Source organism: Paracoccus shanxieyensis (assembly GCF_009711265.1).
GTDB classification, from domain to species: domain Bacteria; phylum Pseudomonadota; class Alphaproteobacteria; order Rhodobacterales; family Rhodobacteraceae; genus Paracoccus; species Paracoccus shanxieyensis.
The window spans coordinates 38,298-57,860 of record NZ_WMII01000005.1; the positions used below are offsets into that span (position 1 = coordinate 38,298).

The 19,563-nt window shown below is 63.0% G+C and carries 15 protein-coding genes and 1 other annotated feature; of the genes, 8 read left to right on the forward strand and 7 right to left on the reverse strand.

Annotated elements, in window-relative coordinates; genetic code table 11:
• Positions 1 to 7: 7 nt before the first annotated feature.
• Together GL284_RS06725 and GL284_RS06730 are read right to left on the reverse strand one after the other, a co-directional pair.
• Complete coding sequence (locus GL284_RS06725) at positions 8 to 1,057, reverse strand: ABC transporter substrate-binding protein (protein ID WP_155043830.1); 1,050 nt, start codon at positions 1,055 to 1,057, stop codon at positions 8 to 10.
• A gap of 312 nt (positions 1,058 to 1,369) precedes the next feature.
• The gene (locus tag GL284_RS06730) at positions 1,370 to 2,122 is read right to left on the reverse strand and encodes a DeoR/GlpR family DNA-binding transcription regulator (protein ID WP_155043831.1); all 753 of its coding nucleotides are present in this window, start codon (positions 2,120 to 2,122) and stop codon (positions 1,370 to 1,372) included.
• Positions 2,123 to 2,362: 240 nt separating this feature from the next.
• On the opposite strand from GL284_RS06730, the gene GL284_RS06735 reads away from it, so the two are divergent.
• The 8 genes from GL284_RS06735 to GL284_RS06770 are packed head-to-tail and all read left to right on the forward strand — an operon-like array spanning position 2,363 to position 11,609.
• A complete protein-coding gene (locus GL284_RS06735) occupies positions 2,363 to 3,169 on the forward strand; it encodes an inositol monophosphatase family protein (RefSeq protein WP_230382944.1) in 807 nt (268 codons plus the stop codon).
• A 52-nt stretch (positions 3,170 to 3,221) separates the two neighbouring features.
• Complete coding sequence (locus GL284_RS06740; protein WP_155043832.1) at positions 3,222 to 4,799, forward strand: ABC transporter substrate-binding protein; 1,578 nt, start codon at positions 3,222 to 3,224, stop codon at positions 4,797 to 4,799.
• A gap of 54 nt (positions 4,800 to 4,853) precedes the next feature.
• On the forward strand, positions 4,854 to 5,834 hold the full coding sequence (locus GL284_RS06745) for an ABC transporter permease (RefSeq protein WP_155043833.1): 981 nt from the start codon (positions 4,854 to 4,856) through the stop codon (positions 5,832 to 5,834).
• Positions 5,834 to 6,742 carry an ABC transporter permease gene (locus tag GL284_RS06750; RefSeq protein WP_155043834.1) on the forward strand — a complete coding sequence of 303 codons (909 nt, stop codon included), beginning with the start codon at positions 5,834 to 5,836 and terminating at the stop codon, positions 6,740 to 6,742. The genes GL284_RS06745 and GL284_RS06750 overlap by 1 nt, the downstream gene beginning before the upstream one ends.
• Positions 6,742 to 8,544, forward strand: coding sequence for an ABC transporter ATP-binding protein (locus tag GL284_RS06755; RefSeq protein WP_155043835.1), 1,803 nt, complete (start codon positions 6,742 to 6,744; stop codon positions 8,542 to 8,544). The genes GL284_RS06750 and GL284_RS06755 overlap by 1 nt, the downstream gene beginning before the upstream one ends.
• A complete protein-coding gene (locus GL284_RS06760) occupies positions 8,537 to 9,802 on the forward strand; it encodes a Zn-dependent hydrolase (RefSeq protein ID WP_155043836.1) in 1,266 nt (421 codons plus the stop codon). The genes GL284_RS06755 and GL284_RS06760 overlap by 8 nt, the downstream gene beginning before the upstream one ends.
• Positions 9,799 to 10,680: a phosphotransferase family protein gene (locus GL284_RS06765; RefSeq protein WP_155043837.1), complete on the forward strand. Its 882-nt coding sequence runs from the start codon at positions 9,799 to 9,801 to the stop codon at positions 10,678 to 10,680. The genes GL284_RS06760 and GL284_RS06765 overlap by 4 nt, the downstream gene beginning before the upstream one ends.
• A complete protein-coding gene (locus tag GL284_RS06770; RefSeq protein ID WP_155043838.1) occupies positions 10,677 to 11,609 on the forward strand; it encodes a choline kinase family protein in 933 nt (310 codons plus the stop codon). Before GL284_RS06765 ends, GL284_RS06770 begins: the two co-directional genes overlap by 4 nt.
• A 252-nt stretch (positions 11,610 to 11,861) precedes the next feature.
• Here the strand turns inward: GL284_RS06770 and GL284_RS06775 are convergent, their stop codons facing one another.
• The 5 genes from GL284_RS06775 to GL284_RS06795 form a co-directional block, all read right to left on the reverse strand.
• Positions 11,862 to 12,455: a HEPN domain-containing protein gene (locus tag GL284_RS06775; RefSeq protein ID WP_155043839.1), complete on the reverse strand. Its 594-nt coding sequence runs from the start codon at positions 12,453 to 12,455 to the stop codon at positions 11,862 to 11,864.
• Positions 12,452 to 13,486 carry a DUF262 domain-containing protein gene (locus GL284_RS06780; RefSeq protein WP_155043840.1) on the reverse strand — a complete coding sequence of 345 codons (1,035 nt, stop codon included), beginning with the start codon at positions 13,484 to 13,486 and terminating at the stop codon, positions 12,452 to 12,454. The genes GL284_RS06775 and GL284_RS06780 overlap by 4 nt, the downstream gene beginning before the upstream one ends.
• A 234-nt stretch (positions 13,487 to 13,720) precedes the next feature.
• The gene (locus GL284_RS06785) at positions 13,721 to 15,103 is read right to left on the reverse strand and encodes a virulence factor family protein (protein WP_155043841.1); all 1,383 of its coding nucleotides are present in this window, start codon (positions 15,101 to 15,103) and stop codon (positions 13,721 to 13,723) included.
• Positions 15,104 to 15,111: 8 nt separating this feature from the next.
• Positions 15,112 to 17,727 (reverse strand): bifunctional lysylphosphatidylglycerol flippase/synthetase MprF, encoded by a 2,616-nt coding sequence (mprF, locus tag GL284_RS06790; protein WP_155043842.1) that lies wholly within the window; start codon positions 17,725 to 17,727, stop codon positions 15,112 to 15,114.
• Between the two features lie 143 nt (positions 17,728 to 17,870).
• Complete coding sequence (locus GL284_RS06795; RefSeq protein ID WP_155043843.1) at positions 17,871 to 19,304, reverse strand: SulP family inorganic anion transporter; 1,434 nt, start codon at positions 19,302 to 19,304, stop codon at positions 17,871 to 17,873.
• A gap of 22 nt (positions 19,305 to 19,326) precedes the next feature.
• Positions 19,327 to 19,382, reverse strand: a sequence feature (sul1 is cis-regulatory element that is thought to sense ions involved in sulfur or methionine metabolism; They are found in Alphaproteobacteria).
• Positions 19,383 to 19,563: the final 181 nt, after the last annotated feature.

Here is a 19,563-nt window from a genome sequence, read left to right on the forward strand (position 1 = left end):
CCGGTCGTCAGCTGCCGCCCGCCCCGCCATAGGCTTCGGGGAAAAAGTAATCCTGCCAAGAGCTTGCCTTGTTCTTCAAGACGCCCAGCTTGGCCAGTTCCGAGGCATAGGCAAAGGTGTTCTGCGGCACGATGGTGAAGTGGTTTTCGGGGTCGTCGATGATCTGTTGCACCAGTTCCAGCGGCAGTTTGGAATTCTGCTGGCGGATGAACACCTCGGCCGCCTCGGCCTTGTTCGCGTTGATCCAATCCGCCGCCTCGGCCAGTGCCGCGTAGAAGGCCGCGTAGGTCTTGGGATTTTCGTCGTGAAAGGCGCTTGTGCTGTAAAGCACGTTGAACGTCGCCGGGCCGCCCAGAATGTCATAGGAACTGATGACCTTGTGGACGGCCTGATTGCCCGCCAGCGCCTGATAATAGAACGGCGCCGAGGAAAAATGCGAATTGACCTCGGTTCCGCCGGAAATCAGCGCGGCGGTCGCATCCGGGTGCGGCAGGCTGATGGAAATCGCGTCCAGTTTCTGGAATTCGTCCGGGCCGAACAGCTTGGCTGCCTCGATCTGCAGGGTGCGCGACTGGAACCCGACCCCGGCCGCCGGGACGGCGATCCGGTCGTTCGGGCCGAAATCCTTCAGCGTGTGGATGTCGGGATTGGTGGTGATCAGATAGTTCGGCAGCGACCCCAGCGCGGCGACCAGTTTCACGTCCTGTTTTCCGCGCGTGCGGTCCCACATCGTCAGCGCGGGCGGCACGCCCGCCGAGACGACATCAAGATTATTGGCCAGAAGCGCCTCATTCATGGCCGTCGCCCCCGAGATCTGGGCCCATTCGACCGTGATGTCGATGCCGGCATCCTTGCCGTGCTTTTCGATCAGATGCTGGTCGCGCACCACGTCAAGGACCAGATAGGCGATCCCGAATTGCTGGGCGAGCCGGATCCTGCCTTCCGCCGCCGCCTGTCCGGGCGACATTGCGGCAATCATCGCCGTCGCCACGGACAGCGCGGGCAACAGACGGCAAAGGAACCCGGACCGGGCGACCAAAACATTATCTGCCGTCATGAAACATCCTTTTGCGCTGCGGCCACCGCTGTTTTGGCGGCAGACATATCCGGGTATCGGCCCAAGCGCCGGGGGCACGCAGGCATCACATTCGGCGAAGGATGCTTATCACGACCAAGTTTATCAATATTACGCGGCCTGCGTTTTTCGCCGCCTGACGACATGCTGCGACTATCAAACCGGACAAAATCAGAAATCTGTTCTCGGCAAGCCGATCCCCCGGCCTTCGATTCGCCGGAAGGCGACAGCGCCGCGCCTGCCGTCTGATCGCCGCGTCGTCAGCAGACCATCGGCGCATTCCGGCAATCCGGTTCAATCGGCCAGATGCAACGTCCCGCGCGGAATCGAGATGGCTTCCCCGGACCGATCGACGACAAGATGGTCGATCTCATCGATCCGGCAAATGCCGACGCGGCTTTCGATGCCGATCTTGCTGGAATGGCACAGCATCACGCATTCCTTGGATCGCCGCATCATCGCGCGGGCGATTTCCGCCTCATGCAATTCATAGTCCGAAGCGCCGCGTGCAAGGTGCAGACCCACCGGAGAGATGACGGCGAAATCGCCATGGAAGCGGTCGATCTCGGACAGGGTAAGCTCACCATAGGTCGCGGGCACGTCTGTATGGGGGCGCCCACCCAGCAGCAGCGTTTCGGTATCGCGGCCGCCGGCGATGATCTGAGCGATCTCGATCGAGTTGGTGATGACCCTGATATTGCCCCGCGCCGCAAGATGGCGCGCAAAGGCGATGGTCGTGGTGCCAGCGTCGATGAAACAGGTAGATCCTTGCGGGACCAGATCGCAGGCCGCCCGTCCAATCGCATCTTTCTGTTCGGCGAATTGCTCCAGCCGCAACGAAAAGGGCGGCTCGGGATCTATGCCGGTGATGGCGGGGACCGCACCGCCATGAACGCGCCGCAGATGACCGCTCTGCTCCATCTCCATCAGATCGCGCCGCGCGGTTTCGCGAGAAATCCCGAAGGTTTCTGCAAGCTCGACCGTTGAAACCTTGCTGTCCAGCGTCAGCTTTTCCAGGATCTTTGCCTGCCGTTCGTGTGACCACATGCGATTCTCCGTTCCATCTTTCGGATACGCAGAAAGCAGGCGCAAATCCACATAAACACGCCAAAAATCTGCATTTGCATGAATATTAATGTCAAATTCGCTGATTATTCGACCAGATCGCACCAATATTTATGCAGGAAAGTGCTTTTACTTGGATTTCCGCGGCGGAGCCCAAGAATTTCGTACAGTCCGCGCATTGGACGGGACCATTCTTGCCGAAAGACCCCGAAGGCGCAGGACATGGCAGACACATCCACCCATCCCCTGATGACAGAACAGCAGTTTGCAGCCGACGCAGCCGATGCGGCGCGGGCCATTGCCCTGAAATATTTCCGCAGCGGCCTGACGGTCGAGGATAAGGAAGACAGTTCCCCGGTGACGGTGACGGTGGCGGACCGCGGGATCGAGGCGTTCCTGCGCCAGCGCATCACCGAGACATTCCCCCGGCACGGCATCTTTGGCGAGGAAGAGGCCCCGATCAATCTGGACAGCGACCATATCTGGATCGTCGATCCGATAGACGGAACCAAGTCTTTCGTGACCGGCCATCCGCTGTTCGGCGGGCTGATGGCGCTTTTGAAGAACGGCGAGCCGTGCCTTGGCCAGATCGACATGCCGGCGATCGATGAACGCTGGCAGGGCGCACAAGGCACGCCCACGACATTCAATGGCGCGCCCTGCCGCACCAGCGCCTGCCGCGATCTGAAATCGGCTTTTGCCTATACCACCGATCCGCTGCTGTTCACCGGACCTTCGGCGGCGGCGTTCGACGCGCTGCGGCGCAGCGTCCGGCTGATCCGGTTCGGGGGCGATTGCTACAATTACGGCCTGCTGGCCTCGGGTCATTGCGATCTGGTGCTGGAGATCGGGCTGCAACCCTATGACTACCTGCCCGTCGTCCAGATCGTCAAAGGCGCGGGCGGGGTCATTACCGACTGGTCGGGCCAACCGCTTGGCATCGACTCGGCGGGTGACGTGCTGGCCTCGGCCACGCCGCAACTGCATGCGGCGATGCTGGAACGGCTGGCAGGATGCGCCGCCGCCTGAACAACGACAACGAGGTGCAAAAAGCATCCGTTCCCCAACAAGGAGAGGTTACATGATCAACAGACGCAACTTCCTGAACTATGCGGCGCTGGCCGGTGCGGGTTTCGCCGCGCCGCGCATCAATGCCGATTTCTTCTTCAGCCCCGCGATGGCCCAGACGCTGAAGCCCATCGTCTTCCTGTCGGCCGAAAACATCACCGGCAACTGGGACCCGACCGCGCATACCACGCTGTCGCAGACGAACATCGAAGGCTTCGTCATGGGCTATCTTACCCGCGCGCCCATGCGCCCCGAAAAACCCGACGAAACCGTCTATGAACTGGCGACCGAGATCACCGAGCTTGACGCGTTCCGCCTGCAGATCAAGCTGCGCGAGGGCGTGACCTTCCATGACGGCCACCCCTTCACCGCAGCCGACGTGAAGGCGACCTTTGAATATGGCGCAAAGCTGGACCGTCCAAAGCAGGTCTATCCCGGCCCCGAAACCACCTTCGAGGTGACCACCCCCGACGATTTCACCGTGATCGTCGACACGACCAAGGGTGGCTATGGCGCCAGCCTGTTCATCTTTCTTGCCTCGTATCTGCCGATCCTGTCGGCCAAGGATGTCGCGGCCGGACCGGGCGGCCCGCTGACGCAGCGCCTGAACGGCACGGGCCCCTTCAAATTCGTCGAGCAGCGCGGCAACGACACCGTGATGGAGGCGTTCCCCGCATATTTCAAAGGCGCCCCCACGGTTCCGGGCGTCACCTTCTCGTTCGTGGGCGACGCCACGACGCGGATGCTGTCGCTGATGAACGGTCAGGCCGATGTCATCGAACGGCTGGAGCCCGAGCAGGTCGAGACGCTGCAAGCCGAAGAAGGCATCAAGCTGTCGCGTCTGGTATCGGTGGAAAACAAGTATCTGTGGTTCCGCTGCTCGAAACCGCCGTTCAACGACTGGCGCGTCCGCAAGGCCGCCTGCCATGCCATCGACCGCGCCATGATCATGGAGGTGATGGGCAGCGCGGGCGAGGCCTCGACGAACTTCGTGTCGCCGATCAAGTTCGGCTATATCGATCTGGACAATTATCCCGAATACAACCCCGAAGAATGCCAGCGCCTGCTGGCCGAAGCCGGATATCCCAATGGCGAGGGGCTGCCCGAGATCGAATATATCACCTCGACCGGCTTCTATCCCAAGACCAAGGAATACGGCGAAGTCATCACCGCGCTGATGCAGGAACAGGGCTTCAATGTCGTCTTGAACGTCATGGAGGTCGCGGCCTGGAACGAGCGGCTTTATGACCGTCCCGGCGGCGGCCCCGGCCATATGGTCGATTGCGGCTGGTCCACCGGCTCGCCGGAACCCGATCTGGTGCTGCGCACGCATTTCCACTCGACCTCGAAACGCATCTGCGGGATCGAGGATCCCGAAATCGACGCCGCACTGGACGCCGAACGCAACGCGCCCTCGCTGGAGGAACGCAAGGTCTCGCTGCAGACGAACCTGATGCCGATGCTTGCCGACAAGGTGCCGGCGCTGTCGCTGTTCACCTCGGTGCTGATCCACGGGATGCGCGCGGATCTGGAGGGGCTGTTCATCTATCCCGACGGCCAGTCCGACGCGTCCAAGGCCGTCATGGGGTAAGCCAATCGGGGGTGCGGTCCGCGCCCCCGCCAGCTATTCAAGCAGGAGGGTCGCATGTTCGTCCTCAGGTTTCTTATGCGGCGCCTCGCGCAAGGCGCGCTGATCGTCTTTCTGGTCTCGGCGTTGATCTTTACCCTGCTGCGCGTCGTGCCGGGTGATCCGGTGCGCCTGATGGCAGGCGGGATGGCCCCCGAGGCGCTGATCGAACAGATCGCCACCGACATGGGCCTGCGCGACCCGATCTATGTGCAGTTCGGCCGCTATATGGGCGGCGTGGTGCAGGGCGATCTGGGTCAGTCCTTCGTGCGCCCCGCATCGGGTGCTGCCGTGGGCGGGGCCAGTTTCGACGACAGCACGCGGGGCGAACGTGCGCGGGTGCTGACGCTGATCGCGGATGCAGCGCCCATGACGATCCAGCTTGCGCTTCTTGCGATGGTCTTTGCGCTGGTGATCGCCATTCCCATCGGCGTCGCGGGCGGCCTGAACCCCGGCAGGTGGCCGGACAGGATGGCGCTTTACCTCAGTTCGGTCTTTGTCAGCCTGCCGAATTTCTGGCTTGGGATCGTGCTGGCCTTGCTGCTGTCGGTAAAGCTGAAGCTGGTGCCCGCCATCGGCTATCAGGGCTTTGCTTATACCATCCTGCCCGCATTGGTGCTGGCGATCGAAATGGCGCCCTTCATCATCCGCACCCTGACCGTTTCCGTGGCCAATGTGATGGGCCAGAACTTCATCGACATCGCCCGTGTCCGGGGGCTGTCACGCAACCAGATCGTGTTCCGGCACGGGCTGAAAAACTCGGCCGTGCCGCTTCTGAACCTGCTTGGCGTGCAGTTCTCGATGCTGCTTGGCGGTGTGTTGGTGGTCGAGTTCATCTTTGATTATCCCGGTCTGGGCCTTCTGACGATCAACGCCGTGATGCGGCGTGATTTCCCGCTGATTCAGGGCATCGCCATCGTCACCGCCGCCGCTTTCGTGCTGATCAATATCGTCGTGGACCTTGCCGCCACGGCCATCGACCCGAGGCTGGAATACTGATGAGCATCATGGACATTCCCGCACAGGCGGCCCCGAAAACCGCCGTGAAGATTTCGTCCCGCATCTGGCGGCTGGCGCTGGCCTCGACCGAGTTCCGCATCGGCATGGTCGTGTTCCTGCTGCTGCTGGCCGCCGCGATCCTGTATCCCGAGATCAGCGGCATCGACCCGACCAAGATGAGCATCCGCGAGAAACTTCTGCCCCCGCTTTTCATGGGTGAGGGGTGGTCCTGGGCGCACCCGCTTGGCACCGACCAACTGGGCCGCGACATGCTGGCCCGCACGCTGGTCGGCCTGCGCTATTCGCTGCTGATCGGGGTTTCGACGACGGTGCTGATGCTGCTGGTCGGCGCGCTGATCGGGCTGTTTGCGGGCTATTACGGCAAGACCATCGACACGGTGCTGATGCGGATCACCGATGCGCAGCTGTCGATCCCGATGATCATCCTTGCAATCACCATTCTTGGCGTGTCGCGGCCGACAATCCCGTCGATCATCCTTGTGCTGGGGCTGGCAGGCTGGCCGGTCTATGCCCGCGTCATGCGGTCCAACATCATGGCCGAACGCAAAAAAGAATATGTGCGCGGCGCGATGGTGCTGGGGGCGACCGATTTCCGCATCATGTTCACGCTGCTCTTGCCGCTGGTGCTGCCGCCGATGGCCTTTGTCGCGGTTCTGGACATCGCCCGGATGATGATCTTTGAAAGCGTGCTGGGCTTTCTTGGCCTTGGGGTGCAGCCGCCGACGCCGACCTTTGGCAACATCATCTCGGACGGGCGGAAATACATCATGAACGCATGGTGGATCGCGACCATGCCGGGGGTCTTTCTGTTCCTGACGCTGACCAGCATCAACCTGATGGGGGCCTCGCTGGAGCGTGCCCGCAACACGATCTACGGAGGCGCCTGATGGACCCCTTGCTGAGTGTTCGTAACCTGTCGGTCAGCGCGGGGGATCGCGCCATCCTGACGGATGTGTCGTTCGATCTGCATTCCGGCCAGATCCTGTCGGTGATTGGCGAAAGCGGATCCGGCAAGACGGTTCTGGCCCGCGCCATCGCAAGCTGGCTTTCCGCGCCCCTTGCGGTGACGGGCGGCACGATCAGCTTTCGCGGCCGCGATCTGCGCGCGGATCCGGCCCATGCCCGTGCCTTGGCAGGACGCGAGATCGCCTATGTCGGCGGCAATCCCGCCGGCGCGCTGGACCCGACCATGACCGTCGGCGCACAACTGGTGGAAAAGCTGCGCGCCGTGCGCCAGATTTCAGCCGCCGAGGCGAAGGCCAAGGCCATCGCCCTGCTGGAGGCCGTCCGCATCCCCGCCGCCGCCCAGCGGTTCGACGAATACCCGTTCCAGTATTCCGGCGGCATGATGCAGCGCGCGATGATCGTGGACGCCCTGATCTCGGACCCGGCGCTGCTGATCGCGGACAATATCACGCAGCCTCTGGACGTGACAGTCGCCGCGCAGATCCTGAAGCTGATGCGAGAGCTGAATGCGAAATTCGACACGGCCGTGCTGTTCATCTGTTCCTCATTGCCGGTGGCCTGCGATGCGTCGGATGCGGTGATGGTGCTGAACAACGGGCGCGTGGTCGAAACGCAGACGCCCTCGGCGCTGGTCGCGCATCCGCAGCACGGCTATACCCGCACCCTGATCGCCGAACTGCCCAAGCTGTGGTCGACCACCGCCGCCAAGGCCGAAGCGCGCCAGGTCGCCCGTCCGATCATGTCCGTCAAGGGCGTCGCCAAGGCCTATGAGGTCCGCCGCCGCGGCCAGATGGGCAAGTCGCTGGTGCAGGCCGTCCGCAACGTGGATTTCGATGTCTATCAGGGCGACAATTTCGGCGTCGTCGGCGAATCCGGCTGCGGGAAATCCTCGCTGATGCGGCTTTTGACGGGGCTTGAGCGCCCCGACGCCGGCCAGATCGAATTTGAGGGCGAAGATGTCGGCGCCGCGTCCGCGAAGCGCCTGCGCGAGATGCGGCGCCAGTTTCAGCTTGTGCTGCAGGACCCCTATGGCTCGCTGCCGCCGCAATCGCCCATCGGTTCGATCCTTGAGGAGCCGCTGAAGATCCACCGCATCGGCACCCCCCGCGAGCGGCAGGAACGGGCCCGCGCGGTCATGTCCGAAGTGGGCCTGCCCGACGCGATCTATCACGACCTGCCCACGGGTCTGTCGGCGGGCCAGCGTCAGCGGCTGAACGTCGCGCGCGCGATGATCCTTCAGCCGCGCCTGCTGATCATGGACGAAACCCTGTCCGCGCTGGACCAGACCGAACAGGGCAAGATGCTGGACCTGTTCGAGCGTCTGCAGGCCAAGCATGGCTTCACCTATATCTTCATCTCGCATGATCTGGCGATGGTGCGGCGGGTCTGCTCGCGCATCGCGGTGATGTATCTGGGCGAAACGGTCGAGGTCTCGCCGAACGAGCGGTTGTTCTTCGACCCCGGCCACCCCTATAGCCGCGCCCTGCTATCCGCCGCACCGACGCTGGAGGAACGCCGATATCGCCCCGAGGATTGCCTGCTGGAGGGCGAGCCGCCCAGCCCCATCGACCTGCCGCCCGGCTGTGCCTTTGCCAGCCGCTGCCCACATGCCTTCGACCGCTGCCGCGCGGAAAGCCCCGCACTGACATCGCGCGGGGGACGTGCGCTGGCCGCCTGTTTCCTGAACCCCAAACCTGCGCTGAAGGAATCCGCCCATGTCTGAGACCCTGACCCGCATCGACGCAGCCCTGCTGGACAGCCTGATGACAAAGGTATCCGAATTCGGCGCCACACCGTTGGGCGGCGTGGATCGCCCGGCGCTGACCGACGATCACAAACGCGCCCGCGACTGGTTCGCGGCGGAAATGACGGCGCGCGGCTATACCGTGCTGGTCGATGCGATCGGCAACCTGTTCGGGCGGATCGACCTTGCGGGGCCGGATGCGCCACTGGTGATGATCGGTTCGCATCTGGACAGCCAGCCCTTGGGGGGGCGGTTCGACGGGGCCTATGGCGTGATGGCCGCGCTTGCCGCGATCGAGACGTTCCGCGCCGAAGGCAAGGCCAGCTGCAACTATGTCATCGCGGACTGGATGAACGAGGAAGGCGCGCGCTTTCAACCCAGCCTGCTGGGATCTTCGGTGTTCAGCGGCGAACTGACGCTGGATTTTGCGCTGGACCGCAAGGATCGCGACGGAACATCCGTGCGCGATGAACTGGTCCGCACCGGCTATGCCGGCACCGACGACGCACCAAGCCCCGATCTGTATCTGGAAATCCACATCGAAGGCGGCCCCGAACTGGAACGGGCGGGCAAGAAGATCGCTCCGTTCCTGCGCCACTGGGGTGCGCTGAAGGTCCGCATCGAGGTGACGGGCGAACAGAACCACACCGGCCCCACCGCGATGGAGGACCGGCGCGATGCCGTCCTTGGCGCGGCCTATATCATCGCCAAGGTGCGCGAGCTGTCGGATACGGCGGCCGACACGCTTTATACCTCGGTCGCGCGGGTGGATGTGACGCCGAATTCGCCCAATATCGTGCCGGGCAAGGCGGTGCTGTTTGCCGAACTGCGCGCCCCCGAACCCGCGACGCTGGAATGGGCCGAGACGAGCCTGCGCGACGCGCTGCCCGGTCTGGCCGCCAAGGCCAGCGTCACGGCGGACATCGCGTCCATCGATCGCCGCCCGGCGGGCCGGTTCGACCCGCGCCTTGTGCGGCTTGCGGAACTGGGCGCGGACCTGCACGGGCTGCCCAGGATGCAGCTTGATACCATCGGCGGCCATGACGCCATCGCCGTGCTGCGCCGCTGCCCGGCGGTCGTGGTTGCCGTGCCCAGCGTCGGCGGGATCATCCACCGCCATGACGAATATACCTCGCCCAAGGATCTGGCGGCGGGGGGCGATGTTCTGGTCGACATGATCCGCCGCATCGACGCGGCGGGCGGCGATCTGGACAAGGCCGCGGCGGCGAACGCATGACGGCGCTGGTCACCGATCACATGCTGGCCGAGGTGCTGGAGGCGGCGGGCATCACCGATGCCGTGGCGGGGCCGGATGCCCTGGCCTCGCCCAGCTACCTTGCGCTGGAAAGCCGTTCGGTCTTTGGGATGCGCGACGGTCAGCGCGTGTTCATGAAGGTGATGCACCCCGAAATGCGCGGCGGCTTCGACCTTGCGGCCGCAATGGCATTGGCAACGGCGGCGGGCGATGCGGGCGCAGGTCCGTGCGTGGTCTGGTCCGAAGGTGCCGCGATCGCGATGCAGGCCGTAAACGGCGGCCCGGCCCGTCATTCCACGCTGCAGGATGCGGCGTTCATGCGCGCCGCGATGGGGTCGTTGAAACGCCTGCACGGCTGCCCCGCGCTGGCGGGCCGGTTCGACCCCTATGCGCAGATCGAGGCGATGACCGATCTGCCCGAGGATGCGCCATGGATCTTCGCCCTTCTGGACAGCATCCGCGAGCCGCTGATGGCGGCACCGACCGTGCCCTGCCGCAATGACGGATCGTCGTCAAACCTGATGACGAACGGGCTGCTGGTGGATTACGACCGCGCCGGGATGAACGATCCGATGTATGATGTGGGCGCGCTGCTGGCCGAGATGACGGATTTCGAAGAAGACATGCGTCCCGCCTTTGCCGCCTATGGCGGTACCGAGGCGGATTTCGCCCGCGCGCGCCTGTGGTCCATCGTCGATGACGTGCTGCACGGGCTTTGGGCGCGGGGGCATGGCAAGACCTCGGTCCGGCGCGCGGTGGAGTGGTTGAAATACAGCGAATGGCGGTTGATGCGCGCGCGGATGCAGCTGTCGCATCCCCAGTTCGAGCTGAAGGCCCGCACCATCAGGGGGACCGCATGAAAACCTTGGGACAAGGCACCCGCCCGGACGAGCTGGCACTTGAGGCGATCCTTCTGGAGGCCCCGCTGTTTCGCGCCGGACAAGGCATGCGTTATCGCCCCGTCTCTGGCGGGATCAGCAATTCCAACTGGCGCGTCACGGCCGATGATGGCGACTGGTTCGTCAAGGTGCCGGGCAATGGAACCGAGATGTTCATCGACCGCGTGGCGGCGCTGGACGCCTCGCGCAAGGCGGCCGCTGCGGGTCTGGGGCCAAAGGTCTATGACGATCTGGCGCATAAGGGCGTGGAGATCAACGATTTCATGTCCGACCGCCGCCCATCCACCCATGCCGATTTCGCCTGCCGCGACAAGCGCGCGGCCGCCATCGCCGCCTATCGCCGGATGCACGCGCTGCCCGCGCTTGGGCTGACCAAGACCGTCTTCGACATGATCGACGAGCATAACGATCAGGTCCGCAGCCTTGGCGGCCCGCGCCCCCGCGATGCGGCGTGGATCGCGCTGAACGACCGACTGGCGCGGCAGGCGCTGATGGCCTCGGGGCTGGATCTGGTCCCGTCCTTCAACGATCCGATGCCCGGCAACTTCATGATCGGCCAGGACGGCTCGGTCATGCTGATCGACTACGAATATGCCTCGATGAACGATCGGTGCTACGATCTGGGCATCTGGTTCGGCGAGATGTTTTTCACCCCGACGCAAGAGGCCGAGCTGATCGAGGAATATTTCGGGACCGTGACGCGGCAGATGATCGCGCGGGTCACCATTCACAAGGCACTTGCCGATGTGAAATGGGCGGCATGGTCGATGGTGCAGCTGAAGGTCTCGCATCTTGATTTCGATTTCCACAAATACGGCGCGTGGAAGCTGATGCGGCTGCGCCGGATCATCGGCCACCCCGATTGGGAGGCGCATCTGCGACACGCCTGATCTGGCACAACCGCTTGGGGACAAGGGCGGTGACGGTTCTCGCCGTAAACTTGTGCCGTCTGCTGGATGCGGAGAGTGCAGCCCTTTGATCGCGACTGCCGGATCAGGAGCGCAAAGTGGCGATCTCGCAACCTTGGCAGCGTGGTGGCGCTGGACAGTGGCTGACGGACATTCGCTGCACGTGCAGCCTGCGGTGCTGCGCACAGCGGCATATGTGGGCGCGTGATGGCGGAATAGGTTTATATTTTTGAGTTAGGTTGCTCCGCCCAAATGCGGATCAGCCACAACCGCATTAAAAACGCACTGAGTGTAAGCTCTGAATTGATCGATGGCGTCAATGATGTCATTAAAACTCAAGTCCGAAGCCTCGTCGTTATGGTGGACAATCTTATTGCGTTTTTCAACGATGCTGACCACATAGTCTTTAAATGCAACAACTTCTGGCTTTGATATGTCGATGCCAATGCGTTCAAACGCCTTCATCGTCTTCCAATAGTTTGGAGATATCATGTCTGAAATATCTTTCCTAATTTTTGCCCCGACAAAAGGCTTAAACTCAGAAGTTGATTTTTCGTGCCCTGCCACCCATGCCACAAAGTTGTGAGGGAGGTTTGCCGAATTTATCCGACCTTGAATACTTAACATGTACTCGCTAGCAATATCTTGTATGAACGCTTCCAAAATTGAACACGCACTTACAAGATACGACTTAATAAAGACGTTCTGATTCTCATAAAAAAGTGCGTCAGGCGGCTCTATAGTGGATCTCTCCGCGGAAGCGCGAACAACTTCTTTCAACCCATCAAGCTGGCTATGGTAAGTTTGTAGAAGATCAGCACTAATCACTTAATCGCAACCTGGAGTTTCTTGTCCCACAGCGCATTCCGGCGCGTTATGGAGGTCTTTCGTTGTAAGCCACCAGCCGTCAGTCTCTTGAAGTCCGGAGAAGCGCAAAGTGCTGCGAATGCTTCTCTGACCTTGGATCTTTTTGCTCGCAGGGTTTTCGTTGGGATTCTTCCGAGAGACACCATCAGTAGGTCGTAGTATACGATACCCTGACGGCGCCTATCTTTGTTAATATCTGAAAAAAGCTCTTCATCATCAAACACCAATTTGCACGCCGCGAGGCTGGCCTTGAACTCTTTTCTCAATTGGGAGATATGGGCACTGTCAAACTTGGTTGTTTTCTCCATGAAGCTATCAAGAAATCTGGATAAGTTATCACCATACTGTTCCGGCGCCTCTTTGAACGCAAAGTAACGCAATACTAGCTCTTCGCCCTCTCTTGCGTCATTCTGACTTGTAGGCGCTCGACCTTGCTTGAATCTTTTAATTTCTTTTATCTCCGCGAGCTCAGAAAGAAGTTTGTCAAAATCTCCCGGAAACAGCGCGTGCCGAATTTCCTGATCAGACAACTCCACCGCACCTTTGTTCAGGCGAGAAAAAATTTCTGCAATCAATTCTTTCGGATTCTCATTCCTAAGAATAACACAACGTATAGTTGTGCTTTCTAAATCTGAGGCCCAAGTCCCTATTTCAGAGAACTTTTTGCCTTCAAGCGCTTTCAAGACAGTCAAGCCCTCAAGGGCAAACTCATTATCCATGAAGCGCATCACAGTAGTAATTCTCTGGACGCCGTCGATTACGAGGTGTGCTTTATCCTCATTCTCCGCAAAGTAGCATGAAGGCAGCGGAATTCGCATGAGGCAAGATTCAATAAACTTCGATGCTCGCGCCCACCCATCTTTATCCCATTTGTACTTTCTTTGGAAATCGGGATCTAGGATAAGTTTCTTTGGAGTTGATTTTGCTCTTAAAGAAAGGGTTTCAAATGGGTAGTCCACCGTGTGGAGACTTAGTGTGGCTTTTGGGTTCATTCGGCGCCTATCCTTCAACCATCGTGCGGAGCCAAACTAGAGGGCCTACTCGCTTGGGTCAAACATCATTAACACTCGGCTTTTGAGGTTTATCAAGCCACTAGCCGCGTAATTTTCTACCGTCCGCAACGGACCCTAAAACCACTTGCCGACCATACCGCATCGCCACGCAAAGACCTGCGTAACAAGCTGCAGAACGATGCCGCCCGGCACACGCCTTCCCGCACCACCCTCCTAAAGCCGCCGCTTCAGCGCGTCCAGGATGCGCGTGGTCAGCGCCGGATAATCCTCGTCGAAATGGTGGCCGCCCTTGATCGGCAGCAGTTCATAGCCCAGGCCCGTCAGGCTGTGGCAGGCATCCTCGTCATCCTCGGTGCCATAGACGCATTGCACCAGACCGGGCGGCACGCGGGCCAGATCGGCGGTCGGATCCTGCTGGCTTTCGCTGGACAGTCCCAGCCAGCCCGAGACATGGATCACGAAATCGCGGTCATGCGACAAGGCCAGCAGGCTCAGCATCGCGACGCTGGCCTTGTCTTGATCGGGCAGCAGGTCATAGCTGACCGGCAGGATGTCGGCGCCAAAGGAATAGCCCAGCAGCACGACATGCCTGACCCCCCATGCGGCGCGGTAATGGCGGATGATGCGCGACAGATCGGCGGCGGTTTCCTCGGGGGTGCGCTCGCTCCAGAAATAGCGCAGGGAATCGACGCCGACCACCGGCACGCCCGCCGCCTGCAACTGCTGGCCGACCTCATAGTCCAGATCGCGCCAGCCACCATCGCCGGAATAGAAGATCGCCATCGTGTCCAGGGCGGGCTTTGCCACCGGCATTTCGTCCAGCGGCAGATCCAGCGGCCCCTCGGCCTGCGCCAGCGCGGTCAACCGGGCGTCCAGCGCCACCTGCAGGGCGGCGTCGGTCGCGCCAGCGGTCTGCGAGACCTTCATTTCGGGGAAATCCGCATCCAGCGCCGCGACATGGGCGCGGCTGTCGGGGGTGGCCCGATCGGTCAGCACCACGTCCAGCTTCTGGTTCAGCGGCCCGGTCTGCAGCCCATAGGAAAAGCGGCTGCCCACGGCTTCGCGCTTGGCCTCGGTGCAAAGCGGGGCTTGCAGCGGGATCGCGGCGGCAGGATCGACCACCACCGTCGCGGCCAGGGTCGAGGCGGGCACCTGCGCGGCGAGTGCCAGCGCCAGCCCGCCGCCATCGCCGCGCCCGGCAATCACCGGCAGGCGATAATCGCCGCCCGCCTGAGCTTGCAGCCGCCCCGACAGATCCTCGATATCGGCGATGGCATAGGCGCAGTCGTTGGGATGCTGTTCCAGCCCCTGCAGATAGCTGGGCAGGTCCAGCCCGACCACGGCCTGACCCTGATCGCGCAGATGCCGGGCCTCGGCGTCGTCGGCATCGCCCCAGCCCGCCGCATCCGAGATCAGAAAGACCACGCCCGCCATCTTGCCCTTAGGCAGATAGACATGCGGGTCGGTGATCATGCCGGCGTCATAGGCGCCCTCGGCCTCGACCATTTCGGGGCCTTCCTGCGCGCGGGCGGGTGCGGCCAAAGCGGACAGGGCCAGACCCGGCCCAACCAGCAAAAGCCCGGTCAGGGCAAGCATGGCCTTGTTCATTTCCCGACAACTCCCTTCAGTCCGCCGCCGACCAGCAGCGTCACGTCGATCAGCGCCGCCACCGGCGACACCGCCCCGCCCACGATCAGATAGCGCGGTTCCCAGTCCGGGTTGAACTTGGCCTTGAACGCCCGCAGCCCCCGGAAATTGTAGAATTTTTCGCCATGCGTAAAGATCGCCTCGCCAAAGTGGTTCCACATCGGCGCGGCGGCATGGGTGGCAAAGCCCGACAGCGGCGCCATGCCCAGATTGAAGCGGCGATAGCCCTGCGCCTTGGCATCGGCCAGAAGCGCGCTGAACAGGAAATCCATCGCGCCGCGCGGCGCATCGGTGCCAAAGCGCATCAGGTCGATCGACAGCTCGGCCCGGGTGGCGGTCGGCATCAGCGTCGCGAAGGCCACGATCCGGCCCTGGTCGCGCAGCACCGCCACCGGCTGGCTGGCGACATAGGCGCGATCGAACCGGCCAAGCGCAAAGCCCTTTTCGCGCGCCTTGTGCTGGCCCAGCCACGCGTCCGAGATCCGCGCCAGATCGTCCAGCACGGCGGGCACGGCTTCGGGCGGCAGGATCTGCAGCGCCATGCCGTCGCGCGTGCCCTTGGCCAGCGCCCGGCGCTGTTCGCCCCAGCGGCTGGAGGCATAGTCCATGGTCTCAAGGTTCACCACCGCCATCTCGCCCAGCTTCAGCGCGCGCAGACCGATATCGGCGCAGGCGGGCAGCAGATCGGCGGGCACCTCATACAGCACCACCCGCGCCCCGACGCCGCGCGCCGCCTCGACAAAGCGCCACAGCAGTTCCGGCCGCGCCGACTGGGCGCCCAAGGGCCCGTAAAGCGAAATCCACGACCGGCCCTGCACGCCGAACATGATGAAGGCATCGCCCGTCTGCGACAGCATCACCGCCTTGTCGCCCATCCGCACCAGATTGGCGCCGCTGTCATCCTGCGATTGCGCCAGGGCGATGGCCTGCGCCAAGGCCTCGGGCGCGGCGGCCTGCACCTGACGCGAGGCCGGGCGCAGCACCGACAACAGCCCGATGGCGAACCCGGCCAGTGCGATGCCCAGAAGCGCGCGCAGACCGCGCGGCGCGTTCTGCGACATCTGGAACTGCCACCACAGACTGTTGCTGTAATCCACATCGCGATAGGCAAAGAACAGCAGCCCCGTGGCGGCGATCACCACCACCGCCAGCGCGGCCAGCCATAAGGGCGTCAGCGGTTCGGCCAGCAGCGCCGCCGGGCGGTCGAAACAGCGCCGGGTCAGCAAAAGCGCCGCGACCAGACCCAGCAGCGCCATCGCCTCATAGGGGGCGATGGCCTTGGGCAGGGTCAGGACCAGCGCCAGACCCGCCGCAGCCAAGGCGACCCAGAAGGCACCGTCCAGCCGATGCGCCAGCCCGCGCGCCGCCACGAACAGCGCCAGACCCAGCAGGCCCGACAGGAAATGCGCCAGCTCCACCACCGGCAGCGGCACGGTTCCCGCCAGCCAGTCCAGATGGTCCTGCGCCACCGGCAGCACCGCCGAAAACACCAGCATCGCCCCGCAGACCAACGCATAAAGCGCCATCAGCGGCGGGATCACCGCGCCCGAAACCTGCGGCGCCCAGATTGCACCCAACAGCCGGCGATGCGCCATGAACTCGGTCCCGGCCAGCAGCAGTGCCGCAAGCACCAGCGGCAGGACGTTATAGACCAGCCGATACAGCACCAGCGCGCCGATCACCTGCTCGGGCGGCAGGACCGGGGTCAGCCCGCCGATCATGATCGTCTCGAACACGCCCAGCCCGCCCGGAACATGGCTCAGCACGCCCAGCCCCAAGGCCATGCAGAACAGCGGCACAAAGACGGTCCAAGGCATCGGATTGTCTGCGGGCAGCAGCAGATACAGCACCGTCGCCGCCGCCAAAAGGTCGCCCGCCGTGATCAGGATCTGCCAGCCCGCCGTCCGGGCCGAGGGAAGGGCAAAGCCCCGGCCCTCGGTCGCATCATCGGGCAGCATCGCGGGCCTGACGCGCCACAGCCACAGCGCGGCCAGCGCCAGCCCGCCCAGCACCAGCGCCGCCGCAGCCCGCAGCAGGCCTGGCGGCTGGCCGATCAGCCCTGCGACCTGTCCCGCGAAGACCAGCACCGCCAGCCCCCCGATCACCGCCAGCCCGATGCCGAACGCCGCCGTGACAAAAGCCACGACCTGCGCGATGCGGTCGCTGCCCAGCCCAAGGCGGCCATAGCCGCGAAACCGCACCGCACCGCCGCTGAGCGGGCCAAACCCTGCCATATTGCCGATCGCATAGGCGCTGAAGGCCACCGGCGCGACCTGCACCAGCGGCAGCCGCGCGCCGACAAAGCGCAGCGCGTTCAGGTCATAGCAGACCAGAAAGCCAAAGCTCAGCGCCATGCACAGCACCGCCCCCGCCAGCCGCAGCGCCGAGACCTGATCCAGCGCCGCCAGCACCGCGTCATAGCTGACATCATGGGTGATGCGGCTGATGCCCAGCACCACGGCGGCAAAAATCAGGGTCGAGGCCAGCGCGATGATCCCGACGCGATTGCGGCGGAACCAGGACGGGGGCGACAGCGACGAACCGTCCTGCGCCTGCAGCACTTCATCCGCCATGGTTCGATCTCATGTCAGGAAAAACTGTGGCGCTTCTAGCCGGGCGCCCGGACGGCAACAAGCCAGCGCAAGCCGCGCCGCGTTCCCGAAACCGCGAGCGGAAAACCGCCCGCGATCACCGCGCCGCGAGGGGCGCTTGTCCCTTATGGCCGCAGGTCGGTTTCGGGCTGTCGAACGTCCCCGGCAAGGGTGTCTCCCCTGATCGTGACCGCCAGATTGTGACGCTGGAACCGGTCACGCACCTTCTCGACGGCGGCCAGCGCGGTGATGTCCCACAGCTTCGCGCCGGACAGGTCGATGGTCACCGGGCCATCATGATCGGTCGGGTCGAAGGCCTCGATGAAGGCATCGGCCGAGGCGAAGAAAATCTGCCCCTCGACGATGTAAAGATCGCCATCGCGCCGCACCTGCTGCAGCGCCGCGACCTTGACGGCGAAAAACACCCCGCTCATCAGCACGCCGATCAGCACGCCAAGCGACAGGTTGTGGGTAAAGATCGTCACGCAGACGGTCGCCAGCATCACCAGATTGGACAGCGCAGGCGTCCGGCGCAGCCGCCGCAACGAGCCCCAGTCCAGCGTATCGACCGAAACCATCACCATGATCGCGACCAGCGCGGCCACCGGCACCTGACCGATCACATCGCCCGCCAGAACCATCAGCAACAGCAGCAGCCCGCCCGCCGCCATGGTCGAAAGCCGGCCCCGCCCGCCATATTTCACATTCGACACGGTCTGTCCGATCATGCCGCAGCCGGCGATGCCACCGAACAGGCTGGCCGCGACATTGGCAAGGCCAAGCCCGCGCGCCTCGGCATTCTTGTCCGACGGCGTGCCGGTCTGATCGTCGACGACGCCAGCGGTCATCAGACTTTCCAAGAGGCCCACCATCGCAATCGCCAGCGCCGGGGCAAAGATGATGTTCAAAAGCGCAAGGTTCAGCGGCACCTCGGGCAGGTGAAACACCGGCAAGCCATCGGGCAGCGTGCCAAGATCCGACACGCGCGGCACGCTGATGCCGAATGCCTGACAGGCCAACGTCAGCAGAACCACGCAGATCAGCGGTGCCGGGACCCTGGTCGTGACACGCGGCGCAAGGTAGATGACCGCAAGCCCCGCCGCCATCACCGCAAGCCCGGTCGCCCCGGCGTTCATGATATGTGGCAGCTGGGCGGCAAAGATCAGCACGGCAAGGGCATTCACAAAGCCGGTGCGGACCGAATTCGACACATAGCGCATCAGCGTGGCAAGCCGCGCAAAGCCAAACAGAATCTGGAACAGCCCGGCCAAAAGCCCCGCCGCGAACAGATATTCGACCCCGTGATCGCGCACCAGCGGCGCCACGACCAAAGCGACCGAGCCTGCCGCAGCCGAGATCATCGCCGGACGACCGCCAAAGACGGCGATGACGATGCTGATGACGAAAGACGCATAAAGCCCCACCGCAGGGTCGATCCCGGCGGTGAATGAGAATGCGATGACTTCGGGGATCAGGGCAAAGGTCGCGACCGCCCCTGCAAGAATTTCGCGGACAGGGTTATCCTGCCACTGCCGCACATAGTGCCGTGCCTTGTTCATTGGATATCACGTGGAAAACATGCGTGGTCCGGCGGATCGGCGGCCGGAATAGCCACCCGGGCTTTCACCGGGTCCCTGCGATTGGTCCCTGTTTAGCGGGCTGGGCCGGATTTGCCAAGTCAAGGCCGCGTTGTCGCTGGCGCTGTTTGAACGCGATAAGTGCGGGGAAACGGGGGAGGGGGCGGACCGCGGGACCAGAAAAGCTGACAGGTTTACCCATCCCGTATCTTGGCCATCCGCTGTGCTATTCTGGGGGAAA